This window comes from Phycisphaera sp. (assembly GCA_025916675.1).
Lineage (GTDB): Bacteria > Planctomycetota > Phycisphaerae > Phycisphaerales > UBA1924 > JAHCJI01.
This window is the reverse complement of record CP098402.1, coordinates 2,969,803-2,996,417: the sequence shown is the minus strand read 5'-3', so window position 1 is coordinate 2,996,417 and position 26,615 is coordinate 2,969,803. Positions and strand designations below refer to the sequence as shown.

Genomic DNA, 26,615 nt, shown 5'->3' with positions numbered 1-26,615 from the left:
CCCTCAAGTCAGGCGTTCGCGGGCTGGGAGGGTAGGACGCCGGCCTCGCGGAGCATGTCGAGCTGGGCGGGCACGTCCTCGTCGTACAGGGCCAGCGGGCGATGGAATGGCCCGTGTTCCTTGAGGACCGCGAGCAGGTCGTGGTAGTCGAGCGAGCCGCGGGTGAGGGGGGCGGGCACCAGGATCTCGTCGTGCTCGGGGTCGGCCTCGCCCAGGGCCGGCCGCTCGGCCCCGGTCAGCAGCACGGCGGCCACGCGCTCGTGGTGGGCCAGGGCCTCGAGCAGGCGGGTGAGGTGGTCGCTGGCGTCATCGGCCATGCCGGCGGTCAGCATGGCCGCGGGCTCGAAGAGGATGCCCAGGGCGGGGGTCTCGAACATGCCCAGGATGCGGCGGACCGAGGGGGCGTCGGAGACCACGTGGCGGACGTGGGGGCGAAGCAGCAGCCGGGCGCCGACGGCCTCGAACCCGGGCAGGATCTCGGCCAAGCGGGCTTCCAGGGTTTCCCAGCCCTGGGCCGTCCAGGTGCGCGGGTCGTGGTGGAAGACGCCCGATTCGGGGGCCGCGGCGTCGTCGAACCAGCCGCTCCATGTGATCTGTGTTTGGTCGGGTTCGGGCGTTGGAGCGTCCGAAAAAATGTTGGCGGCGGACACCTGCCAGCGAAGCTCACCACTTTGTGAGCGGAGCAACCACCCACCACTAGACCTTGGGCCGAAGAGCAGCATGCCTGAGTTTACGCCGCGTAAAGGGGTGCCCGGCGCGTTCCAAAATGTGAATGGTGCGCGTGGGAAGGGCCGAAACCACCCGGCCTCGAAGCCCGCCCCATAACCCATCCCGTTTGTTGAGTAGGGTGGGAATGGGTCGAAAACCGGAGACGAATCGATGCGCGACCTGGCTGCGATGCCCGAGTCGTGCGAGCTGGCGGAGATCCACTCGCCTGTCACTTCAACGCGATTGACCCGGGAGCAGGTCGTCGATCGCATCATCACCATCAACCGCTCGGCTTCGCCCGCATTCCTGGATAGATTCGCCGAACCGCAGCTCCGCCACTATCTGGAGCACCTGACCCACACCGACGAGCGGCGCGAGGTTCCTTGGGTGCGCCGCGGTGAGACCCCCGCGATCGTGGGCCGGTCGGCCGACAGCCACACGCGATAAGCAAGAACAGAAACGACCCGGGACTCCCGGAGCCGTGGTGCAAAGCCCCGTGTGATCGCACGGGGCTTTGTTGTGTCTATTTCGTCGCGGCGGTGCGCCCCATAACCGTCTAGGTGAAATCGCGTGCGGGGATTTTGGTCCGTTTGCATGGGTTGGGCTTCAGCCGGCTTGTCGGACCGCCGAAACAACCGGCATGGGTGGTGCGACCGGACCCCTCCGGCCGACCGCCCGAACACGCGAAACTGCCCAGCCGCGGCGTGTGCCGGGGGGCGCAACATCGGGCCGCGGTTGGCCCGCAGGCCTACGGGCTTGTGAACCAGGGATGGAGACTCGAACAATGATGACTCGCAGCACGAACACGACCGTCCTGGCCGCCGCGGCGCTGATCGCGGTTGCCGGCATGACCACGGCCTGCACGACCACCAGCGGCAACGGCCCGCTGGTGCGTAGTGGTGAGAGCGGCACCCAGACTGGCCGGACCACGCCCAGCACCTACCGCCAGCCATTGACTCGCGGCAACGGATACGACAGCCAGCGTGCGCCCTCGACGGCGACTCCCATCGATCCGTACGCCATCGGCCTGACCGCTGACGACTCGCAGGGCTTCCAGCGCACCGGCACGGCCCCTCAGGCGGGCGAGCGTCTGAGCCTGAGCCCCAAGACTCCCCACCAGTTCCAGCCAACCGACGAGGTGCATGGTTTCTATGGTGAGGTCTTTACCGATAACGCCGGCCTGGTGGCGCTCGATCCCGATCGCATCGGCGGCAACAACCTGGCCCAGGTCAGCTTCAGCGTCGAAGGCGCCGACTTCGACCCCGACGTGTCGCCCGACGGCGGCTACATCACCTTTGCCAGCACGCAGCACAGCCTGACCAGCGACATCTTCATCAAGCCGGTCGACAGCCGCGTCATCACCCGCCTGACCAAGAGCGAGGGCAACGACGTGATGCCCAAGTTCAGCCCCGACGGCAACCGCGTGGCCTTTGCCAGCAACCGCTCGGGCAACTGGGACCTGTTCGTCATGCCCACCACCGGTGGCAAGGCCGTGCAGATCACCACCGAGAGCAGCCACGAGCTGCACCCCACCTGGTCGCCCGACGGCCAGTACCTGTCGTTCAGCCGCCTGGGCGAGGTGAGCGGCAAGTGGGAGATCTGGGTCACCGACGTGAGCAACCCGGGCGTGAGCAAGTTCCTCACCTACGGCCTGTTCCCGCAGTGGTCGCCCGTGGCCGGCAACAGCGCCAACGGCAACGGCGAGCGCATCTTGTTCCAGCAGAGCAAGGAGCGTGGTGACCGCTCGTTCACCGTGTGGAGCCTGGACTTCAGCGGCATGACCGCCAGCAACCTGACCCAGGTCGCCTCGAGCCCCTACGCCGCGTGCATCAACCCGGCCTGGAGCCGTGACGGCAAGTGGATTACCTTCGCCACCGTGCCCAACCCCACCCAGTGGGCCAAGATGGAAGAGACCCGCCCGACCTCGGCCCAGCTCTGGATGGTCGCCCAGAACGGCACCGCCCTGGTCGAGCTGACCGACGACAACGCTGTGAACCTGATGCCCGCGTGGGGCCCGGGCAACGAGATCTACTACATCTCCGATCGCGGTGGTGTGGACAACATCTGGTCGATGAGCGCCAATAACGCCATCCTGGCGGCCACCGGCATCGATCCGAGCCTGACCAACCCGACCGGCCAGGGCCCGACCTACACCGGCGTGCCCGACAGCGGCAACTGAGCCTGTACTTCAGGCTGAAGCCTTAACTTACCCCTACTCAACGCCCGGTAACTCCGGGCGTTGTCTTTTGGTGCAACAATGGGGGATGAGAAGAGGGCAATGGGCATTGGGCGATAGGCAATGGAGAAGAGTTGGGCTGCTGGGTGCCACGGCTTGTCCGTCTTCGGCAAGCGGTGCTCCGTGCGGGTGCCCGACCACGGCTTGCGAAGACGAGAAGCCGTGGCACCCGGTTTCGGGCCAATTGCCAACTGCCAATTGCCAATTGCCATTCCCCCGTTGGTCCGCGTGCGTAGGCACGCGGCTTGGTTGGGTGCTGGCCCTTTGCGTTGTCATCGCGGGCTGCGCGAAGCAAGACCCGTTGCGTCCGCCGCAGCAATTGTTGTCGCCGTACGCCAGCACCCCGGCCGAGCCGGTGTGGGCGGTGGTGCCGCTACGCAACGAGAGTGGGACGTCGGCTGTCAATCCCATGGAAGTGAGCGACACGCTGGTGGCGACCATCACCCAGGCGCGGGGGCTGCGGGCGTTGCCGCTGAATCGCACACTGGACGCGATGGCGGCGATGGGGATGGGCTATCCAGAGACCCCGGCGGACCTGGATCGCCTGGCCCGAACGCTGGGTGCCGACGGTGTCATCGTGGGCAGCGTTACGGCATACGACCCGTACGAGCCGGTCATGGGCATCGCGCTTGGTATCTACGCCCGGCCGGGTGCCCTTGAAAACGCTGGGGCAGAGGAGTTGGTCTTCGACACCAGGCAACTCCGTGAGCAGCCGACCGAGTACGACCACTTCGGCTCGCAGCGGTCCCTGGGCCGCGGGCCGGCCAGTTCGGTGATGCTCGTGCTCGACGGGCGCGACCACGACGTGAAGATGCGGGTGCGGCGGTATGCCCAGGGTCGCAGCGAGGCAGTGTCTTCGTTGCGGTGGGAGCGGTACCTGCGGAGCATGCCCGAATATGAACGATTCGTGGCGTTCGAGGCCGTTGGGTTGCTCTTACAGCGCGAATGGGTGCGATTGGCGCGGGATCGGGCCTCTGGTGGCCCGCCTTCGGAGGGCATAGGGGGATAACCCCAATTAATATGGAACAAAAAGTCGTCCAGAAACATTGGTGCGGAGGAAACCCGCCCTCGAAACTGGCCGATATCTCTAAGTCGGGCGTGCGAGTCGGACCTCGCGATGAACGCCGGCAGGGGCCCGCAGTGGGCTCGTGCGAAGGAGTGCAGATATGACGGCATTGCCGCTCACCGACGCTTTCAGCAGCTACCTGACCGATGAGCGTCAGTTCAGCCCCTACACCGCCCGGTGCTATGGGGCCGACCTGAAGCAGTTCATCGAGTTCTTGATCGGCCACCTCAAGACCGAGCCCGTCGTGGCCGCCGAGCAGGCGGCGTTCGATCGCCGGCTTGCCGGCCAGAAGGGCGAGGGCCCCACGCTGACCGACGCGATCTGCGAGGCCGACAGCGAGCTGATCCGCAGCTTCCTGGAGCACCTGGACGCGCACCACTATTCGGCGGCCACGCTGGCGCGAAAGATCGCCACGCTGCGATCGTTCTTCAAGTGGGCCGTGCGGGGCAAGGTTGCCAGCAGCAACCCCATGGTCCAGATCCGCACGCCGCGCCAGACCAAGCGGCTGCCCAAGGCCATCACCATCGAGCAGGTCGAGCAGCTCTTGAGTGCTCCAGACGAGAAAGATGTGCTGGGCACTCGTGATCGTGCGATCCTGCAGACGCTGTACTCCACGGGGTTGCGTGTGAGCGAGCTCGTGGGGCTCAGCTTCGCCGATGTCGACTTCGAGCAGAAGGTGCTGCGGGTGAAGGGCAAGGGCAACAAGGAACGCCTGGTGCCGCTGGGCCAGCGCGCCATGGACACCATGGGCCGTTACGTCGAACGCCTGCGCACCGACCCGCGATTCTCGGGCGTCCTGAAGGGCGAGGCCAACCAGACTCCGCTGTTTATTAACAAGCACGGCAAGCGTCTGAGCAGCCGCTCGGTGCGTCGGAAGCTCGACAAGTACCTTGGCATGGTGGGGCTCGACTCGACGATCAGCCCGCACACGCTGCGGCACACCTTTGCCACACACCTGCTGGACAACGGCGCCGATCTGCGGGCCGTGCAGGCGCTCTTGGGCCACCAGTCGCTGAGCACCACACAGGTGTACACGCACCTGAGCGGGCAGCGTCTGCGTGAGAGCTACGACAAGGCGCACCCCCGGGCCGAGGCGAGCTGAGCACGCTCGGACTCGGCCCTCCATCACTCTGAGTGTTCCGGAGCACGCCCGCGATCGGGCGTGTATGCCGTTGGGCTCTCGGGCAAGGCCGCGGGGGGCTCGTCCTCGGCGTCACGCTTCTCGAACATCGTGTCGATGGCGGCCGATTCGTCCGGCTGATCGACCTCGAAGAGGTGCAACCCGAACTCGTGCGAAAGATCCTCGAACACGCGCAGCCCCCGTACGCTGTGGCCGTGGTGATCGACCTTTGGCGAGTAGCACGCGATGCCAAGCCGCCCTGGCACGACGGCGAAGATGCCGCCCGAGATGCCGCTCTTGGCCGGCAGGCCCACGGTGTAGGCCCACTGTCCGGAGTAGTCGTACATGCCGCAGGTCTGCATGACGGTAAGCACGTCGCGGACGTAGGCGGCGTCGAGGGCCCGCTCGCCCGTGAGGGGGTTGATGCCGCCGTTGGCCAGCGTGCCCGCCATGGCGGCCAGATCGGTGCAGGTGACCTGGATGGCGCATTGCTGGAAGTAGAGGTCGAGGATGGCGTCGACGTCGCCCTCGATCATGCCGAAGTGCAGCATGAGATAGGCGATGGCGCGGTTGCGGTTGCCGTGGGTGCGTTCGCTGGTGAAGACGGGCAGGTCGACGCTGAGCTTGCGGCCGGCGAAACGGTTGAAGCTGTCGAGCAGTTGCTTGACGCTTGCGGTGGCGTCCATCTCGCGAAGCAGGCTGGTGACGGCGATCGCGCCGCTGTTCACGCACGGGTTGTGCGGGCGGTTGGCCGCGTCGAGCTTGATGATCGAGTTGAACGCGTCGCCGGTGGGCTCGACGCCCACGCGGCCCAGCACGGCGCTGCGGCCGTGCAGGCCCAGGGCGTGGCCATAGGTGAAGGGCTTGGACGACGACTGGATCGTAAAGGGCACCGCGTCGTCGCCCACCGAGCAGACCTGGCCGTCGGCGGTCACCACGGCGATGGAGAACAGCGAAGGATCGACGTTGGCCAGTTCGGGGATGTAGTCGGCGAGTTCGCCCTCATCGAGGTCGGCGTAGCGCTTATGTAATTCGGAAATTGCGGCGATGATCTTTTGGGCGTCGGACATGGGGCATTATGGCCTACTGGCCCACGCGGTGCAGCCCCGTCGCGCGGATCGTGAGTACCTGCGGCGTCGGCCGGGCGGCGACGGTGCCCACGACCACGACTTCGTCCAAAGGCGAGACGCCCTGGGCCGAGAGATCGAACTCGAGCGGGTTGCCGTCGGCGTCGACGAGCTGGACGGTGGCGCTGTTGGCCTGGACGTCCTCGGGCATGGCGCAGCAGTAGTCCCAGGGCGTGGCGCAGTGGTCGTCCTCGCTTGTGCAGATGTTCTCGAGGCCGGGATCGACCATCACGAAGAAGGCCGAGTCGGTGCTGAGCGCGTCCTTGCGGCCGCCGATGATGCCGCGGACGGTGACGGTGTCGCCCTCGGCGGCGGTGTCCTTGATGGCCTTGACGCCCTGGGCATCGGCGGGCATGGACGCGAGCTGCCAGTTGGCGGTGGTGGGGGCGGCGCTGCTGGTTGAGTCACCCGTGGTTGGGGCGGCTTCTTCCTGGCAGGCCACGACGCCGAACGCGAGGCCGGCGATGGACGCGGTAGCGATGGTGCGGATAAGACTCATGGGGAGTTTCCTTTCGGTTGGATGATGATACTCAGTGCATCTTGAGGGCTTGGGGAATGGGTAAACGCAAACAACGGATCGCCGGTGGGATTGCGCCGACGAGGCCAACGAGCACGCCGCCGGCGAGCCCGGAGAGCATGACCGGGGCGTCGAGCGTGAGCGCGAAGGCGCCCATCGAGAACTTGACGGCCAGGCCATCGAGAAGCAATAGGCCCAGGATGGCACCGAAGATGGTGCCGATGGCGGCGGCGAAGAGCGATTCTTCGCTGAGGCTGGTGACGATGGCCAGGCGCGTGAAGCCGAACGACTGCAGCGTGCCGATCTCGCGCACGCGGGCTGCGAAGGACGCGTACATGGTGTTGAGCCCGCCGAGCAGCCCGCCCAGCGCGATGAGCGAGGCGGTGACGATGACCATGATGCGGATGGGGCGGTAGAACGCGGCGATCGAGGCGTAGTAGTCCGCCTCGCGCATGGCGGTGATCTCCAGGTCGAGCCGGCCCTTGGCGAAGAGGTCCACCTCGGAGAAGCGTGCGGTGTCGAGGCTCACCACGACGGCCGAGAGCGTGGCCTCGCGCTTGGTGGCCACCTGCAGGTCGATGATGGGCATCCAGATCTCGGCGTCCATCACGGTGTTGGACGCACGGAATCGGCCGACGATCGACCAATCGCGGTTGTCGAAGTGCAGGGTCTTGCCGACGGCGAGGCGTTCGTCGGGCAGGCCTAGGCGCGTGGCGGCGAGCGAGCCGACGATGATCTCGTCCTGGCCGGCCCTGGGCTGGCGGCCCTCGACGATCTCGACCTCGCTGTGGACCAGGAACGCGACCGGACGCACGCCGCGGATGACGGCCTGGCGGGGCGTGGTGTCGCTCGCGTCGGTGTTGACGGGCAGAGCGATATTGATCTCGGGCGAGGCGTAGGTGACCCCGCCGCGCTCGGCCAACCCCGGGATGCTGGCGATGGCCTGGCCCGCTGTGGAGGCGTCGATCTGGCTGCGCTCGAGGGCCTCCTCGCTGCCGGTGCTCATGATGATGACGTTCTCGTGCAGGCCTTCGCTTTGGGTCAGGGTCAGCTGCATGCCGCGCACAAAGCCGGCGGCCGACAGCACGAGCAGCACCACGAGCGTGGCGCCGATGATGCTGGCCAGCATGCGCATGCGGCTGCGGCCGAGGTTCCGGTAGGCGTACTCGAATGGGAGTTGTCGTAGTTTCAACTGCCCACCAAGCCCCTCAATTGGTCTGCGATCTGGTCGGCAGTGGGGAGCCCGTCCTGATAGATCCTGCATCCCAACTCCCCCGACGCCGAAGGGAGTTCTCCAAAGAGGTCCTTGGAGTCGACCAAGATCGAGGGGGCCGCGAACCGACGGCGGGGATCGTCCTCATTCAATTGTGTAAGGTCGATGTCTTCGAATTGTGTGCTCCAGCCGCCGAGTTCGAGAGCATTGAAGAGCTCTTGGCGCAGCGAAGGCGTGTTTGGACAGCCGTCGAAGCCGACCAGTTCGAGTGTCATGGGATATTGAACGGTCATCTTGGGAGTCTCCGGCTCAGAGCACGCGACAAGGAAGGCCAGCGTGAGCGAGATGCTGAGAATTTGTACGAGTTTCATGGCTTTCCTACTTAGACGGCCCGGAAGCACGTAGCGATCTCGCGGCGCGAGGCCTGCCACGCGGGCACGAGGCCCGCCAATACGCCCAGCGCCACGCACACCAGCACGCCGATGGCCAGCACCCGCCAGCCCGCGGTGATGGGGATGGATTGGCCCTCGACCGACAAGGCGAAGCTGCCGAAGCGGGCCACGAGCATCGCGGCGGCCGCGCCCAGCACGCCGCCGATGAGCGACAGCAGCACGCCCTCGGCCACGATGAGCATCGCGACCAGGCGGCCGTTGAAGCCCAGCGTTTGCAGCACGGCGTGCTCGGCGATGCGGCTCTGGACGCTCAGGATGATGGCATTACCCACCAACGCCAGCACGGCGATGAGGGCGCCGATGCCCAGCCAGTTGGCGAAGCCCACCAGCTCGACGATGTCGTCGGCGATGCGCGCGACGAAGGCCTTCTCGCCGAAGGTCTGGGTTGGGTCTTGCGCGCGGCGGAACTCATCGTCGATGGCCTCGGCCACGCCGTCGAGCATGCTCGCGTCTTCGACCTTTACGTTGAACTGCGTGACGATGCCAAGCCGGTCTCGCCCGGCGAGCTGCACGAACTCGAGCGCGGTGTAGGCGACGTTGTGGTCCTGGGGGTCCTTCGAGCGAATGACGCCGGCGACGTAGGCGGTGATGCCCGCGGCGTCGAAGGTCTGCCCGGCCTTGAGGCCTCGCCGGGTGGCGAGGGTTTCGCCAAGCAGCGCGGCGTCGGTGCGGCGTTTCCAGTCTTCGAGGCTGCCGTCGATGACCTCGAACTTGTCGCCGCGGCTGGCGATGAAGTCGTCTTTGGGCACGCCGCGGAAGGTGACCACGTCCAGGCTTGTTCGGCAGTTGCTGACGACGACCTTCATGGGGATGGCCGACACAACGCCGGGGATCGACTCGATGCGGCGTTGGTAGTCCTGGGGCAGCTCGCTGGTGACCGGGCAGAAGCGGTCCTTGCGGTAGACGACCAGCGTGGTGTCGTTGGCGGTTGCGGTCGTTGCGGCCTCGACGCCGGTGCGCATGGCCTGGACGGCGGTGAACAGGAACATGGCGATGGCGATGCCCATGAGCGTGAGGCCCGAGCGCACGCGGTGGCGCCAGGCTTGCTTTGCGATATAAGGGACAAACTTGAGGGGGTTCATGCGAGCACCTCTTCCGTTTGGTGCGCGTGGTCGCGGGCGAGCTTTCCGGTGTCCAGGTGCAGCGTGCGTGTTGCGTAGTCGGTGGTGCCCGGATCGTGGGTCACCATCACGATGGTCTTGCCCTGATCCCGATTCAGGCTGCTGAGCAGTTCCATGATCGACTTGGCCGACGATTTGTCCAGGTCGCCCGTGGGCTCGTCGGCCACCAGGATGGTCGGGTCGGTCACGATCGCGCGGGCGATGGCCACGCGCTGCTCCTGCCCGCCCGAGAGCTGGCGGGGGAAGTGGTCGCTTCGGTCGGCGATGCCCACGTCTTCAAGCGCCTTCTGCACACGCTCGCGCCGCTCGGCGCGGGTGAGCTTGTGCAGCAGCAGGGGCAGCTCGACGTTCTCGAAGGCCGTGAGCACCGGCACGAGGTTGTAGAGCTGGAAGACGTAGCCGACGTTGTCGGAGCGCCAGGCGGCCAGCTTGTTGCGGCTGAGCTCGGCGATGTTCACACCGTCGATGATGAGCTTGCCGCTGGTGGGCTTGTCGATGCCGGCGATGAGGTTCAGCAGCGTGGTCTTGCCGCTGCCGCTGGGGCCCATGAGGGCCATGAACTCGCCGGCGGGGACTTCGAGGTCGAGACCGTCGAGCGGGCGGATGATCTCCTCGCCCTTCTTGAACTCGCGGGTGAGTTGTTCGCACTTGATGAGTGTCATGGGGTGCCGTCCTTGCTGTCGGTAGAGATGCGCACTCGGGCGCCGTCGTTGAGGTTGGTGGCGTTCAGCGCGAGCAGGTCTCCCGATCGCAGCTTGCCGCGCACGCGGGCGTACTCGCCGAGGTCTTCGATGATCTCGATGCCCTGTGCGAAAGCCTTGCCCGTATCGCCGCGACGACTCCGAACGACCCAGACGCGGCCGTTGTCGATGGCGCTGCTGGGCACGAGCATGGCGGTGTCGCCCAATGCGGGGGCTTCCTGCCCGCCCCCGCCTCGCGGCAGGAACTTCACGCGCGTGAGCATCTCGGGCCGCAGCAGGGGCGAGGGGTCGATCACGCGCACCTTGGCCTGCAACGTGTTCTTTTGCAGGTCGGCCTCGTAGGTGATGCGGTCGACCACGCCCTCGAACGTCTGGTCGGGCAGCACCTCGACGATAACCTCGCACCGCTGGCCCTCGAACATGTGCCGCGCGTCGGCCAATGGCACGTCGACGCGGACCTGGAGCTTGGCGGGGTCGTACAAGTGAACGACATGCGCGGAGTGGGCCTCGTCCATGGCCAGCATGATCTTGTCGCCGGGCACTTTCAGGCGTTTCTGCACGGCCCCGGTGATGGGAGCGGTGATGGTCAGGCGGTCGACGCGGAGCTGGGCCTCGTCGAGCTTGGCCTGGGCCATCGCGACGGCGGCTCGGGCGCGCTGCTCGTGGGCGCGCGAGAGGTCGAGGCTGCGCTGCTCATCGATACGGAGCTCGAAGTTGCGCCCGGCGGCGTGCACCTCGGCCCGCAGGCGGTCGCGCTGGGCTTCGAGGATGGCCTGCCGCTGCTCGGTCGCGGTAACCGTGGCTAGCTGGCCGGCCACACGCTGGGTGAGCACGATCACTTCCAATTCGTTCGCAGCGCCGCCCCGCTGCGCGCGGCTGGCGCGGTCGAGCTCGGCCTGCAGCTGCTTGGCCATCGCCCGCTGCGTCTCGGTGACGGCGGGGAGTTGGGTGAGGTTGGCCTCGGTTTCCGCCAGCGCGGCCTTGGTCGCGGCCACGGCCCGCTCGCGCTCGATGGGGTTGTTCCAGTCGGTCTCGGCGGCACGAAGGTTGGCTTGCGCGACCGCCAGTTCGGCTTGGGCGCTGGTGAGGTTGGCCTCGGCGGCGGCGAGTGAGATGTGCGCGTCGTCGGGCACCAGGCGTGCCAGGGGCTGGCCCTTCTCGACGGTCTGCCCCTCGAGCACCAGCACCTCGGCCACCACGCCGTCGGTCAGCGCGGTGGCGGCGGTGTAGTAGGGGGCGGCCTCGAGCCAGCCTGGGGCCTGGATGGCCTGGCCGGCGGGCTGGCGTTCGCCCGGTTCGGCTTCCTGTGTCTCGACGGCGGACGCCTCGAACACTACCGGCGCAACGCGCACCGGAGTGGCGGGGGTGAAGCTCACGCCGGCGGTCCAGACGACCACCCCCGTCAGAATGATGGCGACGCCCGCGGCGACGGCGGTGGAGGGCGGGATGCGCCCAAGGAGTGCTTTCGAGTGCATTGCGGTTGCTCCGCGGCTGAGTGATGCGCATGGACCAGGGCGCGCACCATCTCAAGACGGGCGCGCAACACGGGTGCGGACGCTCAGCTTCGCGGGGGACGCAGCAGCGAGAAGTGGGGCTCGATCGCGTGGCTCTGCGGTTCGATTGCCGTGAACGCGTCGGGTTGCGAATCGGGAAGTTCGAGGCCCATCGTGGGCCGGCTCAGTTGCACGGGCTGGCTCATGACCGAACACGACACGCACGTGTCGCACTCGCTCGGGCACTCGCTCGGCGTGTCATCGTCGCGCGAGTCTTGGTGCTCGGGCCGATCGCCCGGCACCTCGCAGCAGGCGTCGGTTGCGCCGGCATCGGCCTGTGTTGCAGCTTGGGTGCAGCAGCAGTCGCCGGTGGCCGCGAACGACGACACCGGCCCGGCCAGCAGAACGGCCAGGGACACCAGCAACACGATGGCGCGGATCGGGGTCACCATTGGGAGTATACCTCGAGGACGCGGCTTTGTTCCCGCTATTTCATCGGTAAAACTCTGGCCTTCGATCGATTGGCTTGGTATTGATCGATCATGCTCAAGAAGTTGTCCAGTAAGGCCGAACCGTGGGGGGTCAGATAACTCTCGGGATGGAATTGCACGCCCTCGAGCGGGGCCTTGGTGCCGTCTGCCCAGATTCGCCGCAGGCCCATGAGTACGCGGCGGGTGCCGCCGTTGGGTGTCGGCTCGTCGGTCCGGGCGGTGATGGCCCAGCCATCGCGATCGGGTGATGGCTCGGGAATCTCGCCGGTGACGACCAGCGAGTGGTAGCGGGCGGCCTCCATCGGGCTGGGCAGGTTGGCTAGCACACCTTGGCCGTCGTGGGTGACGATGCTCGCGCGGCCATGCACCGGAACGGCGTGGCGGGTGACGGGCAGGCCGTGCATCTGGGCCATCACCTGGCAGCCCAAGCAGACGCCCAGCACGGGCACGACTCCGGCGAAGCGTTCGATGATGGCGGCCGACACACCGGCCTCGGCAGGGGTGCAGGGGCCGGGGCTGATGACGATGCCCGTTGGGTTGAGGGCGATTGCCTCGCCAGGGGTGATCTCGTCGTTGCGGGCGACGACGAGGCCAACGCCGGGCTCGAGGGCTTCACCGCGCACGAGGGCGGCCTCGCCCAGGCGTTGGACGAGGTTCCAGGTGAACGAGTCGTAGTTGTCGATGAGGAGGATCAAGGGGGAAGAGTAGAGGAGGCATCGGGCATCGGGCACTAGGCATTAGAGAAGAGCAAGAAGTTGGCGACCAAAGGCTCTTGCCCTTGTGCCTGATGCCCAGTGCCTGATGCCTCTCTCTTTCCGCCTACGCCGCCTTGCTATCCACCGTCCCCGCTACACCATCTCGGGTCACATAGAACAACTGGTCGGTGATCGGGTACGGCAGCCGCTCGTAGTCCTGGCGCACGCGGTCCTGGATGCGATTGACGAACTCGGCCGGCTCGCGCGAGAGGGCCACGAACATGTCACGGGCGGGAATGGCCACCAGGAAGTCGCCGCCCAGCGAGGGGGCCAGCCGCGGGTGCAGCTTGCCAAGCAACAGGCGGGCGGCGTCGTAGCCGTCTTGCTCTGCAAGGATCGCCGCCATGCCGCCCTCGCGGCTCTCGACGAGTTGCACGTCCATCTCCGGGGCGTACAGGTCGAGGTTCTCGCGGGCGATGTCCTCGAGTTCTTCGATGTCCACGTTCCACTGGACGAGCTGCTCGGTGGTGATGCTCACGGTCATCTGCGGCAGGTCGAGCACATAGACCACCACGGCGCCGTTCACGAACGGCGTGTGGGCCACCAGGCGGCGGCTGAGGCTCTCGAAGATGCTCTCGGGCTGGATGCGCGGCATGATGCGGGCCTTGGCGATATCAAAATTCATCGCGTTGACGTACATCAGGTCGCCGGCGAAGAGCTGCTCGAGGTAGTGCTCGACGATCTCGACGCCCCGCTGGGGGTCGTGGCGGACGATGCGGTAGAGGTTGATCAGGTCGAGCCGGCGGCCGGCGATGACCAGCTCGTCCTCGCGGATCGAGTCGATCGTCAGCTCGGGCTGGAGGCGGCGCAGGATCTGGGCGACTTCCTGGCTGAACTCGGTCGGGTTATCTGGCATCATGGTCATTTCCCCCGGCTTCCTCGATTCGACCGGCACCGTCCACGCCACCGACACCAACCGGCGACCTGTGGGGGATCGGGGATCTGGAGGGGCCTCCCAAGCCGCACAGGTGCAAGCGGGCGAGGTTTATCCGGCAGGGCCCCACCGGCCAGTGCAATCCCTACAGCCCGATGCCCGAGAACCGGCGGACGGACCCCGGCGAGCCCGCTGGGCAACGGGTCCGGGCTCGGTGGTTCGCAGGTTCGATCCGGCCCCCATTGCCCCGGGGGGCCGCCTGCGGGTAGAATCGCGCCACCCGAACGGGTCTCGGCCTTCCGCTGCTGGCGGCGGGCGGGCCCAACCGGGTGAACAGACTTCCCCTCGCCCGTCGCGCTGGGGTGCCACATGGGGGCGTTCGACCCCCGGGGACTGGAGGCTTACAGGTGACCGAAGCTGAAATCGAGTCGAAGGTGATCGATATCGTCGCCGAGCAGATGCACGCCGAAAAAGAGAAGATCAGCCGCGAGACGAGCTTCGTGGATGATCTGAACGCCGATAGCCTCGACACGGTCGAGCTGGTGATGGAGTTCGAGGACGAGTTCGAGACCTCCATCCCCGACGAGCAGGCCGAGCAGATCAAGACCGTCGGCCAGGCCATCGAGTTCATCAAGCAGGCGCACGGCGTCGAGTGACCCCACCGGCGGTTTGTCCGCCGGCGGGCCCTCCATGGGGAGCCACGCCACGAACCAGCAGAAGATCGTCATCACCGGCGTCGGGGCCATCACGTGCATGGGGCCGGATCCCCAGTCGGCGTGGGCGGCCATGCGCGACGGCGTCTCGGGCATCACCCCGCTCGAGGGCGATGAGTTCGCCCGCTTCGAGGGCCAGTGGAGCGCCCACGTCGCGGGCCAGGTGAAGGACTGGAAGGCGGGCGAACACCTCGACCCGCGCGAGGCCAAGCGGCTCGACCGCTCGGCCCAGTTCGGCATGGCCGCCGTCTCCCAGGCCATCAAGATGTCCGGCATCGACTTCTCGGCCATGGAGCCCGAGCGGGCCGGCGTGGCGTTCGGCACCGGCGTGGGCGGCATCTCGACCATCGAGGACGGCCATTCCATCCTGCTCGAACGCGGCCCGAAGCGGCTGGGCCCGCTGACCGTGCCCAAGCTCATGGTGAACGCCACCGCGGGCAATGTTTCGATCTCCTACGGCCTCCGCGGGCCGGCAACGGCGATGGCCACCGCGTGTGCGAGCTCGGGCAACGCCATCGGCGAGGCGCTCGAGACCATGCGGCGCGGCCGGACCGACGTGATGATCGCCGGCGGCACCGAGGCGGCCATCACGCCCCTGTGCGTGGGCGCGTTCCAGGCCATGAAGGCCCTGAGCGGCAACAAGGAACCCGCCAAGGCCAGCCGGCCCTTCGACGCCGGCCGCGATGGATTCGTGCTGGCCGAGGGCGCGGCGGCGTTCGTGCTCGAGACCGAGGCCCACGCCAAGGCCCGTGGTGCGACGATCCTTGCCGAACTCTCGGGCTGGGCGGCCAGCGCCGATGCCTACCACATTACCGCGCCAGACGAGGCCGGCCGGGGCGCTCGGCAGGCCATGACCTGGGCTCTGGAGGACGCCGGGCTGAAGCCCAGCGACATTGGTTACATCAACGCCCACGGCACCAGCACGCCCCTGGGCGACAGCGCCGAGGTGGCGGCGGTGCTGGAAGTCTTCGGCGACCACGCCCGCAAGAGCAAGGGCGGCCCGCTGCTCATGAGCTCGACCAAGAGTGTGCATGGGCACGCCCTGGGCGCCTCTGGCGCGGTGGAACTCATCGGCTGCATCCATGCCCTTCGCGAGGGGCTGGTGCCGCCCACGATCAATCTGGACAACCCCGAGGAGGGGTTCGACATCGATCTGGTGCCCAACGAGGCCCGCAAGACGCCCATCAAGTACGCCATGAACAACACGTTCGGCTTCGGTGGGCACAACGTGAGCCTCATCGCCGGCCGCTACGACGGCTGACGCCCCTTCCAGCCCGCCCCCCAACCCCGTGGCGCTCAAGTTGGCCGGTCCGGCGGGCCGATGGCCTGTGCGTGCCCCGAGACGTCAAGAGCATCCTGAGCCTGGAAGTGCCCGTGGTGGTGGTGCTGGCCGAGCGCACGCTGACCGTGGGCGAGGTGCTGGGGCTGCGGCCGGGGTCGATCCTGGAGGTCGCCAAGACCGCCGACGACGATCTGGCCCTGCGGATCAACAACCGCGACGTGGGCTCGGGCACGGCCGTGAAGGTGGGCGAGAACTTCGGGCTGCGGATCGCGTCGATCGGCAGCCAGGAGACGCGGGTGGAGGCGCTGGGGGGCGAGTAGCCCTTGCGCCGGTTTCTGACAGACCCCGCATTTGGGGCGCCGCACGACACCACTACCAAGTTCGTAGCAGCAGGCGAGGCACTGGTTTCGCTTGCGGCGGCGCGTGGGGTGTCATGCGGCCACCAACGGCTAAGAGATGGCCAGTGATGGCCGTGACAAGTCGAGAAGTCACGTCAGGAAACTATACCAGCCATCAATTTTCCGGTACGCTGGTTGCAACGCCAGTGCCGTCGGATGACCTGCGCTTGTATGTGCCTGGACCACGGCAATGAAAGCGGTCGGACGCTGGCGGCGCTTCTCGGACCAATCACATAACGGCACCATGCGGGTGCCGGGAGAGATCATCATGCTTTCGGCTTCATACACCTTGGCGTTGAGCACACTCGTGGCGGGGGCGGCGCTGGCCCAGACGGTCGAGTTTGACCACTTGCGGCCTTCCACGACGGGCATCCCGGGCGAGACGATGGTGACCGGAGGGTATGGGCCGGATGGGCGGTTGTGGGTTTCGGCCCGCTGGCCGTTCTGGGGTGAGGGCGGGGTTGGCGTGTTCGATGGCACGTCATGGCAAACCTACGCCAACGTAAACTCGCCCATGCCCAGCCAGTGGGTCTATGACATCGCGTTCGATGGCGACGTTGCCTGGCTGGCGACCGAGGCTGGCGTTGTCCGTTTCGACGGGGCCGAATGGACGCTCTTCAACCAGACAAGAGCTCCTTTCCCGACGAACGAGGCACGATCGATCGCGGTCGCTCCCGACGGGGACGTGTGGGTGGCCCTGAGCGCAACCGGTCGCGTCGATGGCGGCGTCGCACACTATGACGGCGACAGATGGGAGGTCTTCACAAGCGCGAGCGGGTTGCCTTGGACGTTCTCGGACAACATTAGCGGCATCGCGGTCGACGCCTCTGGCAACGTGTGGGCTACGCACGGCAGCAGCACCGGCATCGGCAGCTACGACGGCACGAGTTGGACACTGCACTCGCCCACGAGCTTTGGGCGGTTCGACCATCCCGTGGCCGACAGTACCGGCCGCGTGTGGGTCGCCTCGAGCAACGGCGTGTGGATGTACGAGGGCGGCGTGTGGACGCGCGATCTGATCGGTGTGAACGCGTCCACCTTGTCTGTTGGTGCGGATGACCGTGTGTGGGCGGGTACCGGCGGCGGCGATGTGTACGCCTACGACGGCGTGTGGACGCCCCGGACGGACATCGACGACTATGTTGAGGCCATTGCCTTCGATGACGGTGGCCGTCCGCTCATCATCGGTCGCTTTACCAGCCATTGGCTGGATGGTTTCGAGATCTCCCCGGCGTACAACGGGTACAACACCGGCATGACCGATTTTTTCGTGGATAATATCCACGTTGATCCGAACGGGCATTACTGGTTCAGCGCCGGGGCCGGGCAGCTCTGCGAGTTCGATGGTACGGTGTGGAACGGCTTCAACCGATTCAACCAAGACGCCAAGCCCTGGCCTTTCGCAACTAATCCGGTAACTGGCTCAGACAGCGACGATGCTGGCAACCTGTGGGTTTCGACGCGGCGCGGGCTCGGCCGCTGGGACGGCGTGGGGTGGGAGGTCTTCGATGTCGACACCAGCGGCATCCACGATTACTTCCTTGAGGACGTCGCGGTTGATAGCCGCGGCTGGGTGTGGGTGTCTTCACCCACTGGCGCGTCATACTTCGACGGGATAGACTGGACGTACTCGTTACAGGCCACTCCAGTTGGCAGGCTAGTCACCGACGATGCTGGAAACGTGTACGCCTGCGGGCGTGGCGGGCTGCGAGTCTTCGACGGGACGAGTTGGTCGGATTCGCCTGCGCCTCTGACGAGCGGGCATGTTCACGAGCTCGCCATCGACGCCGACGGTACGCAGTGGATCGGCACGGGCGATGGACTCGTGCAATGGGACGGTGTCGACGGTACCATCTACGACGAGACCAATTCGGATATCCCTGCTAACAACGTGACGGGCGTGGTCATCGGCCATGATGGGCTCATCTGGGTTGGGGCGCGTAGGACGACTCCCGCTCCCGTGTATGGTGGTGTCGCGAGTTTCGATGGCATGACATGGACACGGTACATGGCCTATGAAACGCCGATCTCGCACCACCAGATCGAGCACTTGGCGGTCGATGCCGCCGGCAACATCCTGGTATCGGCATACAGCGAAGGCGTGGACGTCATCCTCGTTGGAGGTTCGTGCCGGGCCGACCTCGACGGCGATGGCGCCTTGACGATCTTCGACTTCCTGGCATTCCAGAATCAGTTTGACGCTGGTGATCCGAGTGCCGATTTTGATGGCGACGGCGAGTTGACTATCTTCGATTTCCTGGCGTTCCAGAATGAATTTGATGCTGGCTGCGAGTAAGGCTCAGGGCCCACCCGCCGGGATCGCCCCGCCCGCGGGCAGCGGCCGCACGATGGTGAACTCGCCGGTGTTGATGTTCCAGCGGACGCTGGCGGCCGAGGCGGGCTGGGCGCTGCGCTTGTCGAAGACGACCACGGGGGCCATCGGGTCTCCTGACGCGATGACGATGCCCGTGCGCGCGTCGTAGTCGAGGCTGCGGCACACCAACTCCCGATCATCGGTGGCGGCGTACACCGCGCCCTCAGCCCGGGCCGTGCGCAGGGTGGTGGCCGAGCGTGATCGGTCGAGGCCCTCGAGCGTGATGGTGAGCGTCTCGCAGTCGAGGTCGAGCTGAGGCGAGTCGGCGTCGGTGCGGTGGCTCAGGCGCACGGCGCGTTCGAGCACGAGCTGCTGAGCCATGCGGTCGAAGACCATCGAGCCCAGCCAGTCGACGAGCGCCTCGCCCGACCCGCCGCGCGCCATGTCGGTGAACGAGCCCCGCGCACGATCGGTTGTGGCGCCGTCATCCAGCGGCGTGGCGTCGGGGCGTTCCAAGATGATCGCCCGGCCCTGGCCGGTGGCCTCGATGTTGCTCGTGGGCCCGTCGAGGGTGGCCTCGGGCACCATGAGCACGAGGGCCGACTGCAGCGTGCGGTCTTGGGGCGACGTGCCGAGGTAGCGGCGAGACTCGATGATGACCACCGAGCCCGGCGCGGGGTCGGCCTCGGCCCGCGCCCATAGCAGCTCGCGCTGCCCCTGGGCGAAGTCGGGGTCCATCGGCACGGCTTCGTCGGGTTCTTCCGGCATGCTGAACGCGAGCTGGATGTTGGCCGCGGCGATGCGGTCTTCTTCGTTGCGGTTATCGGTGAGGTTCACGCGCGCGTTGCCGTCCGCCTCGGCGCTGCCGGTTTGATCGTTGAACAGCATAAAGTTGTCCCAGCCCAACGTAAGCGTACTGGGGCGGGTCTGGCCGTCGCGGTACAGCTCGTGGGTTAGCGTGCCGGGGCCGAAGACCTCGGCCTTGCCGTTGAGTGCGTCCAGGCGGATCTGCGGGCCGGCAATCTCGGTGCCGGCGCGCGAGGCGGTGGCGATGGTGCCGTCGGCGGCCACGATCTCCGCGTACTGCTCGTTGGGCCGGATGAGCACGCGCTCGCCCTTGGCGGCCACGCGCGCGCCGTTGCTGTCAGTGGCGGCCAGGTCGACCGAGCCGGTGAGTTCGGCCTCGTCCACCTCGGTGCGCATCTTCGTGCCATCGAGGGTGGTGCTGAGCTTCGCATCGAGCTTGTCGGCGTTGAAGGTGGCCTCCTGCCCCCGGCCTTCGACGCTGCCGGTGGCGACCAGGCGGCTTGGCAACGAGCGTTGCTCGGCTTCGCCGAGCTCGAAGTCGACCTCGATCAGGTCGCCCGAGAGGCTGCCGGTGCGGTCGCTGCTGGCCGTCGCCGGCTCGTTGGGCTCGCGCGCCATCACGAGCCGCCGGATGAGCGGCCGGTTGCCGTCGACATCGAAGAACTCGGCATCGACGGTCTCGCCCGCGAGGTACGCGTCCTGGGCCTCGCCGTTGACCTTGCCCTTGAAGTTGGCGCTCTTGAGCGTGAGGCTTTCTTTCTGGTCGTTGGTGGCGGCAACGCGGCGGAACTCGATATCGGCGCGCTCGGCCCAGGCGATGCGGCCCTGCTGGTCTTCGCCCAGCGCGGTGAGCTGGCCCGGGCCGATGAGGGCGGCGGTTTCGGAGAGCAGGTCGAGCTCGACGCGGATGCCGCGGGCCTCCCCCACGCCCGGAGCGGTGACGAACACGCTATTGGCCGCCGGCCCGAGCAGGATGGCCCGCTGGGTGGTTGGGTAGTAGTCGATGGTGGCCGCGTGGCCCTTGGCGCCCATTTCCGCGTCGGCGATCTGCACGAGCCCGCGCTCGGGTGCGCTCAGGCGGAAGGCGAGGTCGTCGGTTGCCAGCTCGCGGGGGCGGTTGGCCAGCGGGCGCGCCACGAGCGGGCCGTCCCAGGTGAGGGTGATGGGCTCGCCGGGTTCACCCGATGTGCCGGCGTCGTCGGGGTTCGTGGCTTGGTCTTGCTCGACGGCGGCCATGAGCGCCGTCATCAGGCGCGCGGTCAGGTCGAGCTGGCCGCTGGCGGTCCGCGTGCCCAAGGGCGCGATCGCGCCTTCGGGCAGGCTGTTGTCGACCAGGTGCACCCACGCGTCGAGCGTGTCGGCGGTGGTGGTCATAGTGCCGCGCACGATGGTCACGTTGTCCTGGATCTGGAGGTGGTAGTACTGGTCGGTCAGAGCGGCCGCCGGCTCGGCCGGGGTGGGGTCGGGGGAAACCTGCGTGGGTGTCGGCGACGGCGTGCGTGGCTGGCCGGCGGGACGATCACCGCGCGGTCGGACTGGCTCTTGGGGCCCGGCTTGGGTCGGCTTCGATGGCGGGGGCGTGTAGGTGGCCGTGCCGCCGCGCTGGCTCTCGAGGCGTTCGAGCTGGCTGGTGACCTGGTTGCCGCGGATGTCCAGGCCGTCGACCTCGAAGACCAGGTTCTCGGCGGTGCCCTTGACGGTCTCCCGGGTCGAGACGGTGCCGAGTTCGACGTTGAAGTCGAGGGCTGGGGTGGCGAAGGTGGCCACGGGCGCGGGGCCCGGGTTCGCGGGATCGATGGCCTCAATACCCATCTCATAAATTCGGATGAGCACGTCGCCGGTCAGCGTGCCGCGCTCGGGCGGCTGGTTGCGGGTGGGCATGGCCAGGTCGCCCCGATCGGCCTGCACGTGGACGGTCTGGCCCGAGGACTGGGAGATGGCCATGCGCGGGGTGGTGGCGATGTAGCCGCGAGGGCCCTGGGGCGCCATCTGCTTGGCGACCATGCGGGCCTGCGGGCGGGCTTGGTCGTCCCGGCTGAAGAACGAGATGTCGACGTTGCTGGCCACCTGGTCGCCCGCGCCGCCCAACTGGAGGCCGTCTTCGCTGCCGACCGGTGGCAGGCCCTGGCCCTGGGGGCCCGGTGTGGGGCCGCCCGAGTTCTGGGCGAAGACGTAGACGAGCACGCCCACGCCCACCGCCGCGATGGCGACGGCCAGGAGGATTCGTTTGGGGGCGTTGCCGCGCCGGCTCGGGCCGGGGAGGGTGTTTGGCATGGCTAACTGTAGAGAGCTAGCTGTACAGGGCCATGACGTGGTCCAGCTTGTCCTGGGCCCGCAGGATGGCCCAGATGGCCTCGCGGACCGCGCCGCGGCCGCCCTCGGCCCGCGTGGTGAGCACGCAGAGGTCCTTGATGCCCTGGTCGGCGTCGCCCACAGCGATGGGGCAGCCCACCGTGTGCATGGCGCGCAGGTCGGAAAGGTCGTCCCCAACAAAGGCAACCTCGTCGATCGTCAGGCCGAGGTCCTTGACCAATTCGAGGATGGTCTGCCGCTTGTCGGCCACGCTATCGAACAGGTGGGCGATATCCAGGTCCCGTGCCCGGCGGCGGACGGCCCGAGCCGGGCGGGCGGTGACGATGGCGGTGGTGTAGCCCAGCCGGTGCCAGGCGGTAATGCCCTGCCCGTCGTGGACGCAGAAGCGGCGGGTTTCGACGTTGTCCTCGTTCAAGTAGAGCCCGCCATCGGTCAGGGTGCCGTCCACGTCCAGGCACAGCAGCTTGACGCCGGCGGCCTTCTCGCGAAAGGCGGCGGGCAGGTCGTCGCTGGGTTGGGTCGTTGGTGGAGGCATGCTGCGGGTGGGTCCTTCGTTGGCTTGGCGTATGGTTGGGGCTTCCGGCTGGCCGGCAACGGTATGGTTGGGCCGGCGTCGGGCCGGGTTTTGGCTCAGATTCGTGTTTGGGAGGGTCGAGATGTCCTGGGTGAAGCTCGCCGAGCGTGTGGACAGCCTGGAGGGGTCGGCGACGGTGGCGGTGGCCACGCGGGCCAAGACGCTGAAGGCCCAGGGCAAGGACATCGTGAGCTTCGGCGCGGGCGAGCCCGACTTCGACACGCCCGAGGTCATCAAGCGGGCCGCGATCGATGCGTTGAAGGCCGGCAGGACCAAGTACGAGGCGGCCGCCGGGCCCGAGCCCGCGCGCGAGTCCATCGCCAGGAAGTTACAGGCCGACAACGGGCTCGCCGTGGACGCCAAGGGTGTGGTGATCGTCTCGGGTGCCAAGGCGGCGTTCTTCCAGGCCTGCTTCGCGCTGTTGGGAGACCCCAGCCCCGACGGGCAGCCGTGGGAGGTCGTCATCCCCACGCCCGCGTGGGTGAGCTACGAGCCCATCACCAAGATGTGCGGCGGCAAAGTGGTCGAGGTTGACCTGAAGCCCGAGGACGGCTTCGTGTTGCAACCCGAGGCGCTGCGCAGCGCCATCACCCCGCGCACGCGGATGGTGCTGATCAACACGCCGAGCAACCCCTGCGGCTCGGTGTACTCCCGCGCGGCGCTGGAAGAGATCGCCACCGTGCTGGGCGATGCGGCCGATTCAACCGCGCCGAACATGGTCGTGGTGACCGACGAGATCTACGAGAAGATGGTGTTCGACGGGCTCGAGCACGTCTCGATCGGTGCGATGTCCCAGGTCGCGGAACGCACGCTGACCATCAACGCGCTGAGCAAGAGCTACGCCATGACGGGCTGGCGCGTGGGGTATGCGGCGGCGACCGGCACGCTGGCCGATGAACTGATCCCCGCGATGGCGCGCATCCAGGCGCAGACCATCACCAACATCACGTCGTTCCTGTATCCGGCCATCTCGACCGCCTTCGACGAGTCGGCCGACGACATCGAGCGATTCCGCAGCACGTTCGAGACGCGGCGCGACCTGGTGATGGAGTTGCTCGATGGTGTCAATGGTATTGAAACAGCCAGGCCGCAGGGGGCGATGTACGCCTTCCCGCGCGTGGCCGAGAGCTATGGCAAGACCAGCGCGGGCGGCGCGGCAGTGCAGGACTCTTTGAGCTTCTGCGAGGCGCTGCTCGAGGAGCATGGCGTGGCGATGGTGCCCGGCGGTGCCTTCGGCGGGCGCGGCGATGAGCACGTGCGCATCAGCTACGCGTGTTCCGAGAGCGATATCCGCAAGGGCATCGAGCGGCTGGATGTGTTCGTGCAGGGCCTGCGCTAGCGGGCGATTTCCACGGCGATCTGGGCTGCCAGGCCCGCATTGGCGCGCACCAGGGCGAGGTTGGCGGCCAGCGTCTTGCCCTCGGATATCCGGTGCAGCGTATCGAGAATAGCCGGCGTGGCGGCGCGGCCCTGCATGGCTGGGGTCGCGTGCTGGGCTTGTTCGAGCCAGTCGTGCCACTGGTGGGGCTCGATGGCGTGCTTGGCGGGCACGGGTTGGACGACGAGCACGCCTCTGCCAGTTTGTGCCAGGTGGCGACGCGCGAAGGCGGCGATGTCGCGGGGGTTGTCGAAGGTGGCATCGACGCCCGACTCGCTATCGGTGAGGTAGAAGGCGGGGAAGGTGTCGGTGTTGTAGCCGATGACGGGGATGCCGAGGGTCTCGAGCAGCTCTCGCGTGGAGCCGACGTCGAGGATGGCCTTGACGCCGCTGGAGACCACGGCGACGGGGTATTGCGTGAGGGCGGTGAGGTCGGCGCTGATGTCCAGGCGCTGGTCCATGTTGTGGTGCACGCCGCCCAGCCCGCCGGTGGCCATCACGCGTACACCGGCGCCGGCGGCCAGTTGCACGGTGGCGCTGACCGTGGTGGCGGCGGTGGCGCGCTGGTGGATCAGCGGGCCGAGGTTGGCGGTGTTGGCCTTCTCGATGCGTGGGCGCGAGAGGAAGCCGGCCAGCTCGTCCTTGGTCATGCCGACGATCGGCACGCCGTCGAGCACGCCGATGGTGGCCGGGCGGGCCCTGTGGCCCTCGATGATGTCGTCGAGTTCTTGGGACAGTGGCAGGCCCTGGCCCGCGGGCAGGCCGTGGGCCAGCAGGGTTGTCTCGAGCGCAACGGCCGCACGCCCGGCAACGCGCCGCACGGTAAGGGTGCGAGGCGTCGGGGCGTGCTGGTGGTCGGGCATAGCTCAGGCTATGCGCCGGGCGTCTTGTCGACCGGTCTTAGGCAACCCTCTTAGGCAACCATGTCCTTCAGGGCCTTGAGCGGGCGGACCTTGACCACGTTGCGGGCGGGCTTGGCCTTGAAGACGGTGGGCTCCTTGGTGAATGGGTTGATGCCCTTGCGCGCCTTGGTGGCGGGCTTGCGCTGGACGGTGACCTTCATCATGCCCGGCACGTTGAACGTGCCCACGCTGCCCTTCTTGAGGTCGGCGGCGATCATGGTGCTCATGGTGTCGAAGACCTGGGCGACCTCCTTCTTGGAGATGCCCACGTGCTCGGCGATGAGGGCCTGGACCTCGCTCTTGGTGCGGGGCTTGCCGCGGGCGCCGGTGATCTTGGTGCCGGTGGACTTGGTGGCCGTGCCGGCGCGGCGGGCGGGTGCCTTGCGCGTTGTCTTGCGGGTGGTCTTGCGGGCCGGCGCCTTGCGGCTGCTGGCGGTGGTCTTCGCGCGGCGGACGGTCTTCTTGGTGGTCTTCTTGCGTGAACGAGTCGTCGTTTTCTTGGCCATGTTGCACTCCGTGCGAGGGTTCCGGCGTTCGTGCCGGGCGGTTTGCCCATACTCCAGGCAAGTCTCTGTACGCATCCGCTCGCCGACAGTTGTTCGGCTTACGGGGCTTTGAGCCTAAAAAAACAGTGTTTTTTGGGGTGTTTTTGTTTCCGGGGGGCTCAAAACCCTTGAAAAACAGGCCCAACGGGTGCTCGGATCCAACGAGATCGCGGTCTTTGCTGCGTTACCGCAGGTGTGCGCGCGAACGAATCGACGCGCATGTTTGCGCTGTCGGTTGGAGAGGTTGGGCTTGACGAGAGCGGCATGATAGGATAATGTTTGGATATGGTCGGTGCCGCCACACAGCCGAACTGGCTCTTCGTGGACATGGATTGCTTCTTTGCCTCGGCCGAGCAGCACCTGAGGCCCGAATTGCGCGGGCGGCCGGTGGGGGTGGTGCCGGTTTCGAGCGAGTCGAGCTGCGTGATCGCGGCCAGCCATGATGCCAAGCGGCTTGGGGTGAAGGTCGGCACGCGTGTGCCCGAGGCGCGAGAACTCTGCCCGGGCATCGAACTCGTCCAGGCGCGGCCGGCGACATATGTGGAATTGCACAACGCGGTGGCGGCGGAGATTGATCGGTACTTGCCCATCGAGAAGGCCTACTCGATCGATGAGTGGGCCATCCGGCTGCGCGGGCGTGAGCGGGACTGGGACCATGCTCGGGGGGTTGGTGGGGCCATTAAGGAGGGGATTCGCGAAGCCTTCAGTGAGGCGCTGGGCTGCTCGGTGGGCATCGCGTCGACGCGCCTGCTGGCGAAGGTGGCCAGCGACCTGGACAAGCCCGATGGGCTGCTGGCGTTGCCGGCCGAGGAGGTGCTCGATCGCCTCGGCCATCTTGGCGTGCGCGAACTGACGGGCATCGCCGGGGGCATGGGTGCGAAGCTGGAACGAAACGGCGTGCGCACGGTGGGGGACTTGTGGGCCATCAGCCGGCAGGACGCGGTGCGGATCTGGGGGTCGGTCGTTGGGGCTCGATACTGGGACGGGTTGCATGGTGTGGACGAGCCGGAGGCGGCGACGCGGCGGCACTCGATGAGCCACGCGAACGTGCTGGAGCCCAAGTATCGCAGCGACGAGGGGGCGCGGCAGATGCTCGCGAGGCTCGTGACGCGGCTTGGCAAGAGGCTGCGGCAGGAGGGGTACCTGGCCTCTGAGCTTGCCATCCAGGTGCGGTACGTCGATGGCGGGCGGTTTTCGGCCTCGGCCACGCTGCCCCAGGTGCAGGACACGCCCGCGTTGCTCGAGTGCCTGTATGACTTGTGGGAACGCCGAACGGTGCGCGACGGCCGGGCGCAGCAGGTGGCGGCAACGGTGGGCGGGCTGGTGCTGGCCAGCCAGACGGCGGGGATGCTGTTCGGGCAGGAGCCGAAGAACACCGGGCTTTCCCGCGTGATGGACTCGGCCGTGCGGCGGTGGGGGCCGGGGTCGCTGTACTTCGGGTCGATGCACGGGTGCAGCCACCAGATGGACGAGAAGATCGCCTTCGGGCGGGTGCCGCAGGGGTGAGATAGGCTG

The 26,615-nt window shown here is 67.2% G+C and carries 26 protein-coding genes; 10 read left to right on the top strand and 16 right to left on the bottom strand.

Features of this window, described 5'->3' with window-relative positions; all coding sequences use genetic code 11:
- Window positions 1-8: 8 nt before the first annotated feature.
- Window positions 9-650 (bottom strand): sugar phosphate isomerase/epimerase, encoded by a 642-nt coding sequence (locus NCW75_12730; protein ID UYV12154.1) that lies wholly within the window; start codon window positions 648-650, stop codon window positions 9-11.
- A 229-nt stretch (window positions 651-879) separates the two neighbouring features.
- Here NCW75_12730 and NCW75_12725 point away from each other — a divergent pair, with 229 nt between their 5' ends.
- From NCW75_12725 to xerC, 4 genes are all read left to right on the top strand, one after another.
- Window positions 880-1,155 (top strand): hypothetical protein, encoded by a 276-nt coding sequence (locus NCW75_12725; GenBank protein ID UYV12153.1) that lies wholly within the window; start codon window positions 880-882, stop codon window positions 1,153-1,155.
- Between the two features lie 337 nt (window positions 1,156-1,492).
- Window positions 1,493-2,887, top strand: coding sequence for a DPP IV N-terminal domain-containing protein (locus tag NCW75_12720; protein ID UYV12152.1), 1,395 nt, complete (start codon window positions 1,493-1,495; stop codon window positions 2,885-2,887).
- Window positions 2,888-3,197: 310 nt separating this feature from the next.
- Window positions 3,198-3,953: a hypothetical protein gene (locus NCW75_12715; GenBank protein UYV12151.1), complete on the top strand. Its 756-nt coding sequence runs from the start codon at window positions 3,198-3,200 to the stop codon at window positions 3,951-3,953.
- Window positions 3,954-4,110: 157 nt separating this feature from the next.
- Window positions 4,111-5,112 (top strand): tyrosine recombinase XerC, encoded by a 1,002-nt coding sequence (xerC, locus tag NCW75_12710; GenBank protein ID UYV12150.1) that lies wholly within the window; start codon window positions 4,111-4,113, stop codon window positions 5,110-5,112.
- A gap of 23 nt (window positions 5,113-5,135) precedes the next feature.
- On the opposite strand, the gene glsA is transcribed toward xerC, so the two are convergent.
- The 10 genes from glsA to NCW75_12660 all read right to left on the bottom strand — a co-directional run bounded on the left by glsA (window position 5,136) and on the right by NCW75_12660 (window position 13,865).
- Window positions 5,136-6,200 (bottom strand): glutaminase A, encoded by a 1,065-nt coding sequence (gene glsA / locus NCW75_12705; protein ID UYV12149.1) that lies wholly within the window; start codon window positions 6,198-6,200, stop codon window positions 5,136-5,138.
- A 13-nt stretch (window positions 6,201-6,213) separates the two neighbouring features.
- Complete coding sequence (locus tag NCW75_12700) at window positions 6,214-6,756, bottom strand: hypothetical protein (GenBank protein UYV12148.1); 543 nt, start codon at window positions 6,754-6,756, stop codon at window positions 6,214-6,216.
- Window positions 6,757-6,787: 31 nt separating this feature from the next.
- Window positions 6,788-7,966, bottom strand: a complete 1,179-nt coding sequence (locus NCW75_12695) for an ABC transporter permease (GenBank protein UYV12147.1) — start codon at window positions 7,964-7,966, stop codon at window positions 6,788-6,790.
- Window positions 7,963-8,358, bottom strand: coding sequence for a hypothetical protein (locus NCW75_12690; GenBank protein UYV12146.1), 396 nt, complete (start codon window positions 8,356-8,358; stop codon window positions 7,963-7,965). The genes NCW75_12695 and NCW75_12690 overlap by 4 nt, the downstream gene beginning before the upstream one ends.
- Before the next feature lie 11 nt (window positions 8,359-8,369).
- Entirely contained in the window at window positions 8,370-9,521 is a 1,152-nt protein-coding gene (locus NCW75_12685) for an ABC transporter permease (protein ID UYV12145.1), read from the bottom strand.
- Complete coding sequence (locus NCW75_12680; GenBank protein ID UYV12144.1) at window positions 9,518-10,222, bottom strand: ABC transporter ATP-binding protein; 705 nt, start codon at window positions 10,220-10,222, stop codon at window positions 9,518-9,520. The genes NCW75_12685 and NCW75_12680 overlap by 4 nt, the downstream gene beginning before the upstream one ends.
- Entirely contained in the window at window positions 10,219-11,736 is a 1,518-nt protein-coding gene (locus NCW75_12675) for an efflux RND transporter periplasmic adaptor subunit (protein ID UYV12143.1), read from the bottom strand. The genes NCW75_12680 and NCW75_12675 overlap by 4 nt, the downstream gene beginning before the upstream one ends.
- Window positions 11,737-11,819: 83 nt before the next feature.
- Window positions 11,820-12,206 carry a hypothetical protein gene (locus NCW75_12670; protein ID UYV12142.1) on the bottom strand — a complete coding sequence of 129 codons (387 nt, stop codon included), beginning with the start codon at window positions 12,204-12,206 and terminating at the stop codon, window positions 11,820-11,822.
- A gap of 35 nt (window positions 12,207-12,241) precedes the next feature.
- Window positions 12,242-12,940 carry an aminodeoxychorismate/anthranilate synthase component II gene (locus NCW75_12665; protein UYV12141.1) on the bottom strand — a complete coding sequence of 233 codons (699 nt, stop codon included), beginning with the start codon at window positions 12,938-12,940 and terminating at the stop codon, window positions 12,242-12,244.
- Between the two features lie 124 nt (window positions 12,941-13,064).
- Window positions 13,065-13,865, bottom strand: coding sequence for a DUF1444 family protein (locus tag NCW75_12660; GenBank protein UYV12140.1), 801 nt, complete (start codon window positions 13,863-13,865; stop codon window positions 13,065-13,067).
- A gap of 467 nt (window positions 13,866-14,332) precedes the next feature.
- Between NCW75_12660 and acpP the strand changes: the two genes are divergently transcribed.
- From acpP to NCW75_12645, 3 genes are all read left to right on the top strand, one after another.
- Window positions 14,333-14,530 carry an acyl carrier protein gene (gene acpP / locus NCW75_12655; protein ID UYV14197.1) on the top strand — a complete coding sequence of 66 codons (198 nt, stop codon included), beginning with the start codon at window positions 14,333-14,335 and terminating at the stop codon, window positions 14,528-14,530.
- A gap of 34 nt (window positions 14,531-14,564) precedes the next feature.
- Window positions 14,565-15,848, top strand: coding sequence for a beta-ketoacyl-ACP synthase II (gene fabF, locus NCW75_12650; GenBank protein UYV12139.1), 1,284 nt, complete (start codon window positions 14,565-14,567; stop codon window positions 15,846-15,848).
- 71 nt (window positions 15,849-15,919) lie between these two features.
- Window positions 15,920-16,189, top strand: coding sequence for a FliM/FliN family flagellar motor C-terminal domain-containing protein (locus tag NCW75_12645; GenBank protein UYV12138.1), 270 nt, complete (start codon window positions 15,920-15,922; stop codon window positions 16,187-16,189).
- A gap of 168 nt (window positions 16,190-16,357) precedes the next feature.
- Here NCW75_12645 and NCW75_12640 read toward each other — a convergent pair whose 3' ends face one another.
- Window positions 16,358-16,570 carry a hypothetical protein gene (locus NCW75_12640; GenBank protein UYV12137.1) on the bottom strand — a complete coding sequence of 71 codons (213 nt, stop codon included), beginning with the start codon at window positions 16,568-16,570 and terminating at the stop codon, window positions 16,358-16,360.
- Here NCW75_12640 and NCW75_12635 point away from each other — a divergent pair.
- On the top strand, window positions 16,563-18,563 hold the full coding sequence (locus NCW75_12635) for a hypothetical protein (protein ID UYV12136.1): 2,001 nt from the start codon (window positions 16,563-16,565) through the stop codon (window positions 18,561-18,563). The genes NCW75_12640 and NCW75_12635 overlap by 8 nt on opposite strands.
- A 3-nt stretch (window positions 18,564-18,566) precedes the next feature.
- Here NCW75_12635 and NCW75_12630 read toward each other — a convergent pair whose 3' ends face one another.
- Together NCW75_12630 and NCW75_12625 are read right to left on the bottom strand one after the other, a co-directional pair.
- A complete protein-coding gene (locus NCW75_12630; protein ID UYV12135.1) occupies window positions 18,567-21,662 on the bottom strand; it encodes a hypothetical protein in 3,096 nt (1,031 codons plus the stop codon).
- Window positions 21,663-21,678: 16 nt separating this feature from the next.
- Window positions 21,679-22,236 carry an HAD hydrolase family protein gene (locus NCW75_12625; GenBank protein ID UYV12134.1) on the bottom strand — a complete coding sequence of 186 codons (558 nt, stop codon included), beginning with the start codon at window positions 22,234-22,236 and terminating at the stop codon, window positions 21,679-21,681.
- 121 nt (window positions 22,237-22,357) lie between these two features.
- Here NCW75_12625 and NCW75_12620 point away from each other — a divergent pair, with 121 nt between their 5' ends.
- Complete coding sequence (locus tag NCW75_12620; GenBank protein UYV12133.1) at window positions 22,358-23,614, top strand: pyridoxal phosphate-dependent aminotransferase; 1,257 nt, start codon at window positions 22,358-22,360, stop codon at window positions 23,612-23,614.
- On the opposite strand, the gene NCW75_12615 is transcribed toward NCW75_12620, so the two are convergent.
- Complete coding sequence (locus NCW75_12615; protein ID UYV12132.1) at window positions 23,611-24,516, bottom strand: pseudouridine-5'-phosphate glycosidase; 906 nt, start codon at window positions 24,514-24,516, stop codon at window positions 23,611-23,613. The genes NCW75_12620 and NCW75_12615 overlap by 4 nt on opposite strands.
- A gap of 50 nt (window positions 24,517-24,566) precedes the next feature.
- Window positions 24,567-25,061, bottom strand: coding sequence for an HU family DNA-binding protein (locus tag NCW75_12610; GenBank protein ID UYV12131.1), 495 nt, complete (start codon window positions 25,059-25,061; stop codon window positions 24,567-24,569).
- 324 nt (window positions 25,062-25,385) lie between these two features.
- Between NCW75_12610 and NCW75_12605 the strand changes: the two genes are divergently transcribed.
- Complete coding sequence (locus NCW75_12605; protein ID UYV12130.1) at window positions 25,386-26,606, top strand: hypothetical protein; 1,221 nt, start codon at window positions 25,386-25,388, stop codon at window positions 26,604-26,606.
- Window positions 26,607-26,615: the final 9 nt, after the last annotated feature.

Bases quoted from the DNA above. Each gene is read 5' to 3' on its own strand.
- NCW75_12675 (UYV12143.1), bottom strand. From the start codon at position 11,736: ATGCACTCGAAAGCACTCCTTGGGCGCATCCCGCCCTCCACCGCCGTC.
- glsA (UYV12149.1), bottom strand. From the start codon at position 6,200: ATGTCCGACGCCCAAAAGATCATCGCCGCAATTTCCGAATTACATAAG.
- fabF (UYV12139.1), top strand. From the start codon at position 14,565: ATGGGGAGCCACGCCACGAACCAGCAGAAGATCGTCATCACCGGCGTC.
- NCW75_12690 (UYV12146.1), bottom strand. From the start codon at position 8,358: ATGAAACTCGTACAAATTCTCAGCATCTCGCTCACGCTGGCCTTCCTT.
- NCW75_12670 (UYV12142.1), bottom strand. From the start codon at position 12,206: ATGGTGACCCCGATCCGCGCCATCGTGTTGCTGGTGTCCCTGGCCGTT.
- NCW75_12615 (UYV12132.1), bottom strand. From the start codon at position 24,516: ATGCCCGACCACCAGCACGCCCCGACGCCTCGCACCCTTACCGTGCGG.
- NCW75_12660 (UYV12140.1), bottom strand. From the start codon at position 13,865: ATGACCATGATGCCAGATAACCCGACCGAGTTCAGCCAGGAAGTCGCC.
- NCW75_12680 (UYV12144.1), bottom strand. From the start codon at position 10,222: ATGACACTCATCAAGTGCGAACAACTCACCCGCGAGTTCAAGAAGGGC.
- acpP (UYV14197.1), top strand. From the start codon at position 14,333: ATGCACGCCGAAAAAGAGAAGATCAGCCGCGAGACGAGCTTCGTGGAT.
- NCW75_12685 (UYV12145.1), bottom strand. From the start codon at position 9,521: ATGAACCCCCTCAAGTTTGTCCCTTATATCGCAAAGCAAGCCTGGCGC.
- NCW75_12610 (UYV12131.1), bottom strand. From the start codon at position 25,061: ATGGCCAAGAAAACGACGACTCGTTCACGCAAGAAGACCACCAAGAAG.
- NCW75_12720 (UYV12152.1), top strand. From the start codon at position 1,493: ATGATGACTCGCAGCACGAACACGACCGTCCTGGCCGCCGCGGCGCTG.
- NCW75_12625 (UYV12134.1), bottom strand. From the start codon at position 22,236: ATGCCTCCACCAACGACCCAACCCAGCGACGACCTGCCCGCCGCCTTT.
- NCW75_12630 (UYV12135.1), bottom strand. From the start codon at position 21,662: ATGCCAAACACCCTCCCCGGCCCGAGCCGGCGCGGCAACGCCCCCAAA.
- NCW75_12700 (UYV12148.1), bottom strand. From the start codon at position 6,756: ATGAGTCTTATCCGCACCATCGCTACCGCGTCCATCGCCGGCCTCGCG.
- NCW75_12725 (UYV12153.1), top strand. From the start codon at position 880: ATGCGCGACCTGGCTGCGATGCCCGAGTCGTGCGAGCTGGCGGAGATC.
- NCW75_12620 (UYV12133.1), top strand. From the start codon at position 22,358: ATGTCCTGGGTGAAGCTCGCCGAGCGTGTGGACAGCCTGGAGGGGTCG.
- xerC (UYV12150.1), top strand. From the start codon at position 4,111: ATGACGGCATTGCCGCTCACCGACGCTTTCAGCAGCTACCTGACCGAT.
- NCW75_12605 (UYV12130.1), top strand. From the start codon at position 25,386: ATGGTCGGTGCCGCCACACAGCCGAACTGGCTCTTCGTGGACATGGAT.